Source organism: Rhodococcus sp. HNM0563 (assembly GCF_012726195.1).
In the GTDB taxonomy this organism is placed as follows: Bacteria; Actinomycetota; Actinomycetes; order Mycobacteriales; family Mycobacteriaceae; genus Rhodococcus.
In genome coordinates, this window is the sequence record NZ_JAASAF010000008.1 from 192,656 (window position 1) to 206,030 (window position 13,375).

8 protein-coding genes are annotated in these 13,375 nt (G+C 65.0%); 6 read left to right on the forward strand and 2 right to left on the reverse strand.

Annotated elements, in window-relative coordinates; all coding sequences use genetic code 11:
• The first annotated feature begins 170 nt into the window (after nt 1-170).
• Genes HCA61_RS19245 through HCA61_RS19270 form a run of 6 tightly spaced genes read left to right on the forward strand, consistent with a single transcriptional unit; the run spans nt 171 to nt 6,032 of the window.
• Nucleotides 171-1,562, forward strand: a complete 1,392-nt coding sequence (locus tag HCA61_RS19245) for an ABC transporter substrate-binding protein (RefSeq protein ID WP_169689798.1) — start codon at nt 171-173, stop codon at nt 1,560-1,562.
• Entirely contained in the window at nt 1,562-3,685 is a 2,124-nt protein-coding gene (locus tag HCA61_RS19250; protein WP_169689902.1) for an ABC transporter permease, read from the forward strand. The genes HCA61_RS19245 and HCA61_RS19250 overlap by 1 nt, the downstream gene beginning before the upstream one ends.
• Entirely contained in the window at nt 3,663-4,376 is a 714-nt protein-coding gene (locus HCA61_RS19255) for an ABC transporter ATP-binding protein (protein ID WP_169689799.1), read from the forward strand. The genes HCA61_RS19250 and HCA61_RS19255 overlap by 23 nt, the downstream gene beginning before the upstream one ends.
• Complete coding sequence (locus HCA61_RS19260; protein ID WP_169689800.1) at nt 4,373-5,077, forward strand: ABC transporter ATP-binding protein; 705 nt, start codon at nt 4,373-4,375, stop codon at nt 5,075-5,077. The genes HCA61_RS19255 and HCA61_RS19260 overlap by 4 nt, the downstream gene beginning before the upstream one ends.
• Nucleotides 5,074-5,427 (forward strand): hypothetical protein, encoded by a 354-nt coding sequence (locus tag HCA61_RS19265; RefSeq protein WP_169689801.1) that lies wholly within the window; start codon nt 5,074-5,076, stop codon nt 5,425-5,427. Before HCA61_RS19260 ends, HCA61_RS19265 begins: the two co-directional genes overlap by 4 nt.
• A 53-nt stretch (nt 5,428-5,480) precedes the next feature.
• Complete coding sequence (locus tag HCA61_RS19270) at nt 5,481-6,032, forward strand: hypothetical protein (RefSeq protein ID WP_346777606.1); 552 nt, start codon at nt 5,481-5,483, stop codon at nt 6,030-6,032.
• A 77-nt stretch (nt 6,033-6,109) separates the two neighbouring features.
• Here HCA61_RS19270 and HCA61_RS19275 read toward each other — a convergent pair whose 3' ends face one another.
• Nucleotides 6,110-7,867 (reverse strand): sulfite reductase flavoprotein subunit alpha, encoded by a 1,758-nt coding sequence (locus tag HCA61_RS19275; RefSeq protein WP_169689802.1) that lies wholly within the window; start codon nt 7,865-7,867, stop codon nt 6,110-6,112.
• Nucleotides 7,864-13,350, reverse strand: coding sequence for a glutamate synthase-related protein (locus tag HCA61_RS19280; protein ID WP_169689803.1), 5,487 nt, complete (start codon nt 13,348-13,350; stop codon nt 7,864-7,866). The genes HCA61_RS19275 and HCA61_RS19280 overlap by 4 nt, the downstream gene beginning before the upstream one ends.
• Nucleotides 13,351-13,375 lie beyond the last annotated feature (25 nt).

Consider the following 13,375-nt stretch of genomic DNA (forward strand, 5'->3'; position numbering starts at 1 on the left):
ACGCGCTCGATGTGGTCGGGGGGACTACGGGGCAGAGGGGTCGAAACGGCAGCATTTCTGAGCAACGCGCGGTGAGTGGCATCGATTCGTTCTGTCGATGGGGCACTCTCCCTGAGATTCTCCGGGCGTGGGGATAGCCCGAATCATCGACACGGCCGGCGACGGCCCGGATGAAGGACTCCAATTTGAAATTACACAAGGTGGTTGTGGCGTTCGCGGCTCTCGCAGTACTCGCGACCGGATGTGGTGGCAGAGAAGGCGCAGAGGAGATCGACTCGGGCTCAGGCCAGTCGGACTCGACAGCGACAGCGAACTTCGGCGACCTGACCGAAGTATGCGGCCCGGGCGATGCGTCCACGGCCTCGGCCCAAGGCGTGACCGCCGATTCGATCGAGGTCGGAGTGTTCTCCGACATCGGATTCACCAAGAACTCCGAATTCGTCGACACCGCAAAGGTGTTCACCTCGTGGTGCAACGAGGCCGGTGGAATCAACGGTCGTGAGCTCATCGCCAATACGCGCGATTCCAAACTTATGGAGCCGCGCCAGCGGATGATCGAGGCGTGCCGCGACGACTTCGCCCTGGTCGGGGGTGGTGCAGCACTCGACGGGCTCGGTGTCGAAACGCGGCTCGAGTGCCTGCTGCCGAGCTTCCCCGCCCAGGCCGTGCAGGAGAAGTCCGCTGGCGCCGACCTCGAGGTTGCGGCATCACCTTCGAAGATTCCCGGGTACGACAACTACGCCGGTATTCGTACCTGGCTGATGGACGAGGCATACCCGGAATCGAAGGGCGCCATCGGCATGCTGAACGGCGATGCCGCGGTCTCCAAGCTGATCGGCGACATCAACCGGGAGACACTCGTCGACCTCGGTGCCACCATCGTCTACGACGAGCTGTTCCCACTGTCGGGCGTGACGGACTGGACTCCCTATGCGCAGGCCATCAAGTCCAGCGGTGTCCGCGGCCTGGTCTTCCTCGGCACGTTCGACTCGCTTTCCAAGCTCGAAGAGTCCCTCACCAACATGGACTACAAGCTCGACTGGATCGACGCCAACAACAACGCGTACAACGATCAGTTCATCCAGTTGTTGGGCAGGTCTGCGGACTTCCAGAACAACGTCGTCGACCTCAGCGGTGTCGCTCCACTCGAGAGCGATGAGCCTGCGGTCGAAGAACTGAAGGCGTTGTTCGACGAGTACGCGCCCGGAAGTCAGATCACACTTCCCGCGATGCGCGCGTGGTCCTCGTGGCTGCTCTTCGCGAAAGCGGCCACAGCCTGTGGCGACGACCTGACACGAAAGTGCCTCTACGAGAACGCACGTGAAGAAACTGCGTGGACCGGCGGAGGGCTTCATGTCGCCAACGATCTGGCGGAACCGCTCCCGCCGCAGCCTTGCTTCAACGTCGAGCGTGCGACGTCCGATGGGTGGGAACCCGCAGACTTCGGGCCCGACAACGGCCTCTATCGATGCGACATCCCTGCGCGTGAGCTCTCTGAGGGTACATCGACTCCGCCGTTGTCCCTCGCCGATGTCGGCAAGAGTATGAACGACCTCGAATGATGGACCAGTTCATCGCATTCGGTGTAGTCGGACTGTCGACGGCCGCAATCTACGCGATCATCAGCAGCGGGTTGGTGGTCACCTACGCCACCACCGGTGTCTTCAACTTTGCACACGGCGCGACAGGAATGATGGCAGCGTTCGCCTACTGGCAGCTCAGTGTCGGTTGGGGATGGCCCGTATGGCTTGCGCTGCCTGTCATTCTGCTGGTGCTGGCGCCGCTGTTCGGGATACTCGTCGAATTGCTGATGCGGCCCGTTCAGGGGCTCGGCGATGCCGAGAAGCTGGTGATGACGATTGCGCTGCTGAGCGGGCTCATCGCGCTTGCTCGGTGGATCTGGGACCCGATGGAACCGCGGTCGCTGCCGAGCTTCTTTGCCGACCGAGCACCGTTCCACATCGGTTCGGCAACGGTCAGCTGGCATCAGGCAATCACGATGGTGATTGCCATAGCGGTGGCGCTCGCCCTCCGCGTTCTGCTGTTCAACACCCGCACCGGAGTCGAGATGCGGGCCACCGTCGACGACCGTGCGCTCGTCGGTCTGACCGGAGCGAATCCGGTGCGCGCCAACAGGGTCGCCTGGGTGGTAGGAACCATGCTTGCGGCTCTCGGTGGGGTCCTGATCGCCTCGATGGTGTCGCTGGACGCAATGCAACTGTCGCTGTTGATCGTCAGTGCGTATGCGGCCGCGATTTTCGGCAGATTGACGAGCCTGCCCATGACGTTCGTCGGCGCGATCGTCGTCGGATGTATGGAGGCCTATCTTGCCGGCTATCTGCCGCAGAACGAGTATCTGCCGGGACTTCGACTCGCAGCGCCGGCGATCCTGCTGTTGATAGCACTGCTCATCTTCCCGCACCGGAAACTGCGCGGGCGCGAACGCAATCTCACCCAGGTTCCGGTTCCCACCGTGCGGGGCACGATCGTATTCGCTGTGATCATCGTGATGTTCGGTCTCATGCTTGCCACGGTGCTCGGTGAAGGAGACCTGATCACCTACGGCCAGATCTTCGCGTTCGGTGTGATCGCCGTGTCGATGGTGCCGCTCATCGGCTACGCCGGGCAGATCTCGCTGGCCCAATTGGGAATCGCGGGAATCGGTGCCGTCGTGTGCGCCAACTTCGGTGCAGACGGTCAATGGTGGGCGATACCCCTCGCGATGCTTGTCGCGGGTGCGATCGGTGCGCTCGTGGCGCTGCCCGCGCTTCGACTGTCCGGTGTGTATCTGGCGCTGGGGACCGGTGCCATCGCCGTGGTACTCGACCGGTGGATCTTCCCGATGGCGTCACTCGAGATATTCGGCAGAGAGTTCGCCTTCTTCAACATGGGATCCGCGAACCTGGTCGGACCCAGCCTGTTCGGATTCCGTCTCGACAGCACAGCAGAGCTGACGGTGTTCGCGGCCGTATGCCTGGCACTGGTGACCGCCTTCGTCGCAGCTGTTCGACGGGGGAAGCTGGGGCGCCGTCTGATTGCATTGCGCGACAGTGAAACCGCGTACGCAACCTTCGGTGGAAGCCTGCTTCTCATGAAGACATCGGTGTTCGCGATCTCGGCTGCGATCGCGGGACTCGGCGGGGCGCTGTACGGGATGCAGCTCCAAGCGGTGGCACCCGAACAGTTCAACTTCGTGGCGGGTCTCGGCATCTTCCTGATCGCGGTGGTGGGTGGCCTCGGTGTCGTCGGCAACGGCCTGTTCACCGGCGCGATGATTGCGGGACCGATGAACGCACTGGTCGCACTGATACCCGCGACACAGAATTTCGTGCAGACCCTCCCGGCATTGGCCGGACTCGCATACGGATCGGGCTCGGTCGACGACGGCGTCGTGCCCTCCCTGCGGGAACGTTTCGACAGTGCATTGCGCAATCCGCTCGCAATGGGGTTGCTCGCGGTGGCCGTCGTCGCGCTGTGGATGCTGCGGCTCGCAGACCTGATCAACGGCTACGTGCTCGTCGCCGGGATCGCGATCGCGGCAGCGGTTGCGTTCGGATGGGGCGCGAGTCGAGTCTCCCGGACGGATTCGGAGCGGGAGATACCCGTCGAGTGGTGGGGACTGCAACGCCCGTGGGACGAGAACGACGAGGAGGTGCTCGATCGTGCCATCGCAACTCGAGGTTGAGAACGTCACGGTGGCATTCGGGGGACGCAGAGCTCTCGACGGTGTCGGCCTGCGGGCCGAGCCCGGGCATGTCACCGGACTGATAGGCCCCAACGGAGCAGGAAAAAGCACGCTGTTCGATGTGATTTCAGGGCTGCGCAAGCCTGTGCACGGCAGTGTCGCCCTCGGCGGTCGCGAGATCACCAAACTCGGTCCTGCCCGTCGCGCACGGCTCGGGATGTCCCGGACCTTCCAACGACTCGAACTGTTCGGGCGGCTCAGTGTCCGAGACAACCTCCTCGTCGCGGCCGAGATGGGTCCCGACCGGAAGATGGCGTCCGCGGTTGTCGACGGACTACTCGACCGTCTCGATCTGCGCAGTATCGCCGGCACGACTGCGGATGCGCTGTCCACCGGCATGGGACGTCTCGTCGAGGTGGGACGGGCCCTGGCAGCGAAGCCCAGCGTTCTTCTCCTCGACGAACCAGCCGCCGGCCAGGACCGCGAAGAAACCGAACGCTTCTCTGCACTGCTGCGCACAGTCGCCGACGACGGCGTAGCGGTGCTCCTCGTCGAGCACGACATGGAACTGGTGATGGAGGTGTGCGACACCGTCCACGTGCTCGACCTCGGAAAGATCATCAGCGTCGGCACACCCGACGAGGTTCGTAGCGACGAACGAGTCATCACCGCGTACCTGGGAGCGACATGAACCCCATTCTCGAACTGTGCGACGTCTCCGCCGCCTACGGGAAGATCACTGTGCTGCGCAGCGTGAACGTGAGCGTGATGCCAGGGCAGATCGTGGCGCTGCTCGGCCCCAACGGTGCGGGCAAGACCACGACACTGCGCGTCGCGTGTGGCGCCCATCCCGTCAGTTCGGGCCAGCTACTGCTCGGTGGCCGGGACATGACAGGTGTCTCGCCGCGCGAACTCGCCCGGATCGGCGTCTGCCTGATTCCCGAGGGGCGCGGAGTCTTTCCCAACCTCACCGTCCGCGAGAACCTCGTGATGATGACGTTCACGGGCCGCTCGATCGAGGAGATCGAGGAGGTTGCCTACACGCGGTTCCCGATCCTCGGGAAGCGCGTATCCCAGACGGCGGGAACGATGTCCGGCGGCGAACAGCAGATGCTCGCGCTGGCACGCGGGCTGGCCACCGATCCGGCAGTACTCATGCTCGACGAGCTGTCGATGGGGTTGGCGCCGCGGATCGTGGCCGAACTGTACGAGCACGTCGCCGAGGCCGCGCGGCAGGGGGTCGCGGTGTTGGTGGTCGAACAGTTCGCCACCGCGGTGCTGCATACCGCCGACCACGCCGCGGTGCTCGTCCGCGGCGAAATCCAGATCGAAGGCCCACCGGACGAACTCGGCGACGAGCTCGCGTCCCTCTACCTAGGAAGTGCATCATGACCGCCACGGAAACACGTGCCGACAAGTTCGCACGCGAGTTGACCGAACTGAAGATCCCCGATCCGGCTGCCGGCCGGTCCGGGCTGTGGTTGAAACTCGGTGTTGCGCTGATGATTCTCGGTCCGGTGTTGACGATCGTGGCGTACCTCATGTCGCACAACACCTCCGACGCGCTCGTTCAGCGCGACGCCATCATCATCGCGTTGCTCGGTATCGGCGTCGGCATCGTGGGATCCGCTGTTTTCCTGAGGTATTCGATCACAGGATTCCTGAGGTTCTGGCTGGCCCGCCAGTCGTACGAGTTTGCTCGGCTCAGTGAGCGACTCCCCGCAGACCCCACCACACCCTGACTCGTCTGCACCATCCACGTGGACGAAGGTCCACCCTTCGAAAGGAACACCTAGTGCGCACACATTCCATCCGTCGGGCATTGGCGGTCGCCGGAATCGCCGCCGTTGCTCTCGCCGGAGTCGTCGGTTGCAGTAGCGACGATTCGTCGGACGGGACCGACGACACGACATCGACCACCGTCGCCACCGCCACGACGGACGCCGACGGGACGACCGAGGCGGAGACGTCGGAAGCTGCAGGGGGCGCTGCCGACGCGGAGACGACGCAGGCCGTCACCGATGCCTGGGTCGCATTCTTCGACGGAACGACCCCGCCCGAGACCCGCGCAGGCCTCGTCGAGAACGGTGACGAGTTCCTCCCCGCCCTGCAGGGGATGGCAGCAGATCCGCAGGCAACGGCGACCACTGCGACGGTGGAAGGCGTGATGAGCGCGGGAGATGATGCTGCCACGGTCTCGTGGACCCTGCTGATGAACGGCGCACCCGTCCTCCCCGACCAGTCGGGTGAAGCGCTGCTCGAGGATGGTCAGTGGAAGGTCTCTGCTGTCACGTTCTGCACGCTGCTTGCGATCCAGGGCGACGGTAGCGCAGTGCCCGGCTGCTGATCTGCCGAGGCGACATGGCCGAATGTCACCCTCGTGCACTTCGAGTGTATGAGGGTGACATTCGGCCATGGTGCGTGTCAGTAGACGTCGCGCACGTACCGTTTCTCGCGCTTGAGCGCGGTGATGTATTCGGCAGCCTGTTCCCCACTCATGCTGCCGTGCTCGGCAACGATCTCGTGGAGTGCGACATCGACATCCTTCGCCATCCGCGATGCGTCACCGCAGATGTAGAAATGGCCGCCCTCCTCGAGCCACGTGAACAGTTCGGCGCCGTGCTCCTTCATCCGGGTCTGGACGTAGATCTTCTGAGCCTGGTCGCGGGAGAATGCCAGGTCGAGGCGGGTGAGCAGCCCGGACTCGACGAAATCCGCGAGTTCGTCCTCGTAGATGTAGTCGCAGCTGCGCCTCTGGTCACCGAACAGCAGCCAGTTCTTCCCGGTGGCGCCGCGGGCGCGGCGTTCCTGCAGGAATCCGCGGAACGGGGCGATACCTGTGCCCGGACCGACCATGATCATCGGAGCGGTGTCGTCGGACGGAACACGAAACGACTTGTTCTTCGTCACGAAGATCCCGACCGGGTTCTCGGCGGCGCGGTCGGACAGGAACGTCGAGCACACCCCCCGGCGTTCACGGTCATCGGTGCCGTAGCGCACGGCCGCGACCGTCAGGTGCACCGATCCGTCGGCGTAGAGAGGGCTCGACGAGATCGAATAGGCACGGTGCTGCAGCGGTTTGAGGACCGAGAGAAGCTCCTCCGATGAGAAGGCAGGAGTGGGTTTCAGCGACAGAATATCGAGAATGTCCCGGCCCCAGAGCCATTCGTCGAGAGCGGCCTTGTCGCCGTGGCGCAGCACGTAGGTGAGTTCCTCGTTGCCCGTGCGTTCTTCGACCGCTTCGAGCAGGTCGACGTTCGGCGCGGTGATCTCGTACCGGTACATCAGAAGATGCTCGAGGCTCTCGTCGTGACCGTCGGGGATCGTCGCACCATCGAGCCCGAGCGCGTCGACCAACGACTGCACGAGTCCGGCGTCGTTGACCGGAACTACATTCAGTGCGTCGCCTGCCTCGTACTCGATCCCGGAGTCGGCAAGTGCGAACTCGAAGTGCCGGATCTCTTTCGCGGAGCCTTCACCCGAGAGCACACGGTTGACGGTGAGAGTGGCAGGAAAGGGATTCTTCCGCGTCCACTGTGCCTTCGCTCGTGCCGGTGAGGGCTCTGCCGAAGCAGCGGCGACACCGTCACCATTGATGCCTTCGACGGCCGCGACGAGGGGCAGAGTCTCGGCGATCCAGGCTGCGGCAACATCCTCGAACTCGACGTCGCAGTCGACTCGCGGCACGATGCGAGTGGCTCCGAGTTGCTCCAGCCGCATGTCGATCAGCTTGCCTGCCTGGCAGAACCCGTCGTACCCGGTGTCGCCGAGAGCGAACACCGCGAAGTCCATACCGTCGAGTCGCGGCGCGGATTCGGCCGACAGTGCATCCCAGAACAGTTCGGCGTTGTCGGGCATCTCACCCTCGCCATAGGTGGACGTGACGATCAGGACTCGGCGAAACTCCGTGAACGCGGCGATGTCGACGTCGTCGAGAGCAGAGACGACGGGCGCGAATCCGTGAGTGCGGGCCGTGGCAGCGGCATCGTCGGCAATGGATTCGGCATTGCCGGTCTGCGACCCGTACAGCACGTGCAGTGTGGGGGCCGTACCGGTGATTCCGACGTCGTTGGCGGGATCACCGGAGAACAGGCGGGTCTGCATGCCCGCGAGGAAGCCGGCCAGCCAGGAACGCTGGTCGGGGGTGAACGGGGCGTCGGTGGGGATGAACGGCGCGGTCATGCGGGAACTCCGAGGGTCGGGGCAACGAGGCCGGGCACAGCGTGGCGGGCAAACAGTTCCTCGTAGCCGGGCAGATCACCGGCGATGTCGAGATTCTTGCGGTTCTGCCACAGGATCCACCCGTAGGTGCCCGGCGCATCGACCGACCGGACGTTGCGCAGTGCGAGCGCCCGCTTGTAGTCGGTGAGACGCTTGTCGGCGACGAGTGCGGCCAGCTGTAGATCGGTGTAGCTCGAAATCGCCTCCAGCGCAAAGCGCTCGAGTCTGCTGATGAGGAAGAAGTCCTCGGTGAGCAGCAAGTTTCGTGCAGCCTTCCGGACCGCGGGGTCGTCGGCTCCGGCTGCGCCCGGCACCTTCTGCAGTGCCATCGCCTGCGCGGCGGCAAGCACCGTGTAGTTGTTGAGCAGCGCGTACATCGCTTCGGTATCGGTGCCATCCGGTGTCACACCGTCCACGACGGGATCCCCGGAACGGTAGCTCTGTTTGAACTTGCGCACTTGGTGCGCGACGAGTGCTGCCGCAACCTCGCTCGCGAGTTCCTTGCGGGTCGAGGAGGCGAGGATCTCGTCGAAATCCTGGTACTGCAGCAGCGCCCGCGGCATACCGTAGGCGAAGTGCTGCTGCTCGACCTGCCAGTTGTCGATCAGGAATCGGGCCTTCTCGGATCCGCTGGCCTCGACGTGCAGGTGCAGCAAGCGCAGCACGGTCGCATTGTGGATCGTGGCCTGAGGGTCGTCGCCGGTGATGGAGCCGAGCACGATCGAGTCCGCGCTGGCCTTGCCCGCGAGCAGGCCGTGCGGGTCGTACTGGTAGACGAAGCCGCCCGACATGCCGTTGCCGACACCCTTCCCGAACCCACCGATGTTGAGCACGGCACCGTTGGTCATGTACTCACAGGCGAAGTCGCCGACACCCTCGACGACGGCGGTCGCCCCGGAATTGCGGACAGCGAAGCGGTCACCGGCCTCGCCTTGGACGAACAAGCGACCACCGGTGGCTCCGAACAGCGCGAAATTGCCGATCAGTACATTGCCACCGCGGTCGTTCGTGCCGCCGCCGGGCGAGGAGATCACGATCTGCCCGCCGCACTGGCCCTTGCCGACACCATCGTTGGCAGTGCCGGTGTGGCGGAGCACCATGCCGTCGTTGCAGAACGCCCCGAACGACAGGCCCGCCGAGCCGGTGGTGGTGAGATCGACCGTGCCGTCGCGCAGCCAGCGGCGTCCGCGCTCGTCGGACAGCATGGCAGCGGTGTGGCCGATCTGTTCGTGGTTGAGCATGCGCTCGATGTCGATCGCGAGCTGCGCGCCGACGCTCTTGTTGTTGTTGGTCAGGCGCACGCCGTTGCCGAGCGCCACCGTGAGCGCGTTGTCGTGTTCGAGCGCATCGCGGACCTGGGCGATCCATTCGTCGTCGAGGGAGTAGTCCTTCTCGAGGTATACCGGCTGGTCTATGTGGATTTCGGGAACCACCGCGAGCATTGCACGCAGGTCCAGCTCACCGACGCTCGACGGATGATCGAGCAGGTGCAGCAGGTCGGATCGGCCGCGCGCGTCGCCCAGCGACTGCAGGCCCAAGCGCGCGAGCAACTCTCGGGTCTCGTGCGCGATGTTGAGCAGGTACTGCGCCATCGCCCGAGGATCGCCGTTGAACATCTCGGGATTGGTGGTCAGTCCCGCGGGACATTTGACGTTGCAGTTCTTCGCCATGACACAACCGAGCATCATCAGCGCGGTGGTGCCGAACTCGAAGCTGTCGGCACCGAGCAACGCGGAGGTCAGGACGTCGGAGGCGGTCTGGTGGGCGCCGGAGCAGCGAAGGATCACCTTGTCGCGCAATCCGTTCGCGCACAGTGCTTGGTGGACCTCGGCGACACCGATCTCGGCGGATCGACCGGCATACTTGAGCGAGGTCACCGAGGCCGCACCTGTGCCACCGGTGTTACCGGCAACGTTGATGACGTCGGCCCCGGCCTTGGCGACGCCGACCGCGATGGTGCCGATGCCCTCCGACGAGACGAGTTTGACGACCACCCGCACGCGGGCTGCTTTGGCGTCGTGGATGAGCTGCGCGAGATCTTCGATCGAGTACGTGTCGTGGTGTGGGGGAGGCGAGACCAGTTCGACGCCCGGAGTCGCGCCGCGCGCCGCGGCGATCTCGACGGTGACCTTCTTCGCGGGCAGCTGACCGCCCTCACCCGGCTTGGCGCCCTGTGCAATCTTGATCTCGATCTCCTCGAGCATCGGATCGGCCAGGTACCCGGCCCACACCCCGAAGCGACCCGACGCGAACTGCTTGATCCGCGAGCCGCGGATGGTGCCGTAGCGGGAAATGTGCTCGCCGCCCTCACCACAGTTCGACATGCCGCCGACCATGTTGGTGCCGTGCGCGACAGCCTCGTGGGCATTGGAATTGAGCGCGCCGTGACTCATCGCACCCGACGCGAGGGTGCGGGTGATCTCGTGGGCCGGCTGGATCCGGTCGAGGCGCAGGCTCTGCGGCGCCTGCCGGATCTGTCCGAGGTAGTCGGCAGCCTGCCCCAGCGCCTGCACGGTGAGCGTGTCGCCGTAGCAGCGGTATCGGATGATCGCGTCGCCGAACCGAGCGACGAGCGACTGCGCGAGCGCCTCGGGGCGAGTGTGATCGTCGGCCAACGGGCCGGTCAGACGCAGCACGAACTCGGTGTCGCCGACGCGGGACGCCGAGAGCCCGCGCACCAGCATGGAGTTGTTGCCGTGCCGGGCGAACCGGCCCATTTCGCGCCGGAAGTCGTCGGCGGTTGTGAGGTAGGTGATGTCGGCGGGCAATGCGAGTACGTCGCGCAGCGCGGCCGGGCGGTGCATGCGCTCATCGGCGATTGTGCGCGCGAAGGCGCGATAGCCGGGGGTGATGTCGAATGCGTCGATCTCGGCCGGGGTGAGCGCGCGGAACCCGCCGTAGCGGTATGCGTCGTCGTCGAGGCCGTGTGCGTCGGACAGACGGTGCAGGGGAAGCAGGCGCAGTGCGTCGGTCAGGTCGGCTTCGCCGGTCTGCTCGACCGGCAGGGCCACCGCTTCCTCGGTCATGTCGACGAATCCGCGTACCGCCGCAGTGCCGAACGAGTGGCCTGCGCCTTCGGCGCGCTCCTTGAACAGGCCGAGCAACGGCACGTCGGTCTCACCCTGCACGTTCAGGGCGTGGCGGTGCCAGTCGGCGACGGCTTGTGCAATGGTGTCGAATCCGACGCCGCCGACCGGAGTCTTGACGTTCGGAAACCAGCGGCGCAGCACCTCGTCGTCGGTGTCGAGGTAACTCGGTTCGAAGAACTCGCCGCCGATGTACGACTCGACGGTGCACAGCCCCACGCGACCCATCGTCTTCATGAGCGACTTCTCTGCGGCCTTGCGGAACTTCAGGAACGCTGCGTCGGCGTCGTCGCTGAATTTCTCTTCGGCACGCATCTGCACTGTCAGCGGGTAGACGGAGGCAGCACCGAAACCGAGGGTAGCCGCGATGTGATGCGACGAGAACAACTGGCCGGATTCGACGACCACGGACACCCGGAGACGCACGCCGTCGTCGATGAGTCGCTGATTGACGGCCGCGACCGTGAGGATCATCGGCAGCGGCGCACGATCGGTCGACACGTGACGATCGGTCAGGACAGCGATACCGCCTGTGTCACGTGCGAATTCGGCGATGCTGGATGCGGCCTCGTCCACGGCGGCGGCGAGCGCTGCAGAGTTCGCTTCGGTGTCGTCGAACACCGGGGAGTACAGCATCTCGAAACGCTGCACCGGTGTCTCGGACTGCTCGCGGATCCGGAGCATGTCGAGGTGAGTGAGGATCGGGGTGGGCACCACGATCTGGGCGGCCGACGGCGCGCCGCTGCCGGGGCGTGCGCCGAGTGCGACCCGCAGCGTCATCCCGTCCGCTTCGCGGATGGAATCGAGCGAAGGATTGGTGACCTGGGCGAATCGCTGGGAGAAGTACTTCGCGACACCACCCTCCTGGTCGGACAGGGCATTGATCGCGTTGCCGTAGCCCATCGCCGAGATCCGTTCCTGACCCGACGCGAGCATGGGGTCGAGCATGAACCGGAACGATTCCTGGTTGAGTGAGTAGGACACGTAGCGCTGGTGGCGCTCGAGGTTGCCGTTGTACCGCAGCGGCGAACCGGCTTTCTCGGCCGGGACCGGGGGCAGCGCATCGAGGTTGCGGCGGGCCTCGTCGACCATCGTCGGGTAATCATGCTGGGCCGCGAGAATCTCGAGTGCCTCGTCGGTTCCGTACGATCTGCCGGTGCGGTGGTCGAAGTACAGCATGCCGCCGGCTTCGATGCGACCGCGGCGGATCACCGCTTCGGGTGCGAAGTCGAACTGGCCGGCCTCGGAGGTGACGGCGAGATACTCGTCGGTTTCTACGGTCCGTAGGGGACGCAGGCCGAGCCGATCGAGCCGCGCGCCCACGACGGTCCCGTTGCCGAAGATGAGTGCGGCGGGCCCGTCGTTCTTCTCCTCGTAGAGCGAGAAGAACTCGAGCATCGCGCGGACCTGCGGCGACACGGTCGGATCGTTCTCCCATGCGGGAGGAACCATCTGGACGACTGCGGTGACGAGATCCGGATCGCCGGGTGCGACACGGGCGGCGAGAGTCTGGTCGAAGCGGCAGCTGTCGGATTGGCCGGGTGGGCGGACGATGTCGCGTCCGGCCGCTCGCGCCTGGGCACCTTCGAACAGGCGGTTCTTCCGGTCGGTGTTGAGCTCACCGTTGTGGGCTATCAGGCGGAACGGCTGCGCCATCGTCGGATGCGGGTCGGTGTTCGTCGAGAAGCGGGTGTGGAAGAACAGGGTGTGCACCGCGTGTCGTGGGTCGACGAGGTCGCGGAAGTAGGGGATGACTTCGTGAGAGTTCAAGCGTCCCTTGAGCACCTGGGTTCGCGCGCTCAGCGACAGCGGATAGAGGCCTGCCGATTCGGGATCGGTGTAGGCGCGGGATTCGATTGCGAGCAGGACCTCGTGCAGCATGGAATCGAATTCTTCTGCCGACGAGCAGCTCTCGGGGCGGCGGAAGATCCACTGCCGGATCGGCAGCTGGTGTGCCACGGCGGCCGGACGAAGCACGGAGTGGTCCACCGGAACCTCACGGATGGTGAGTACATCGATGCCGGCTGCGGTGAGAGCGCCGGTGATCAAGGCCTCCGCGTCGGGTGCGGATCCGTCGACAGGCATGAAGAAATTGCCGACACCGAATTCATTCGCGCGCAAGGGATGTCCGGTGACAGCAGAGAAGAGGTCGACGGACAGATCGACGTTGACGCCTGCGCCGTCGCCGACACCCTCGGCCGACATGCCGCCGCGGTGGGGGACCACGCACAGCGCTTCGTGGGCGCGGACGAGAATCTCGTGGGTCTGGACACCGTCCTTGCGGGTGATGAATCCAACTCCGCAGCTGCTCTTGTCGAGCGCGCGGTCGTACAATCCGGTGTCGGCGTCATGCGTCAACGGGCCATCCTCCTCGGCGATTCGA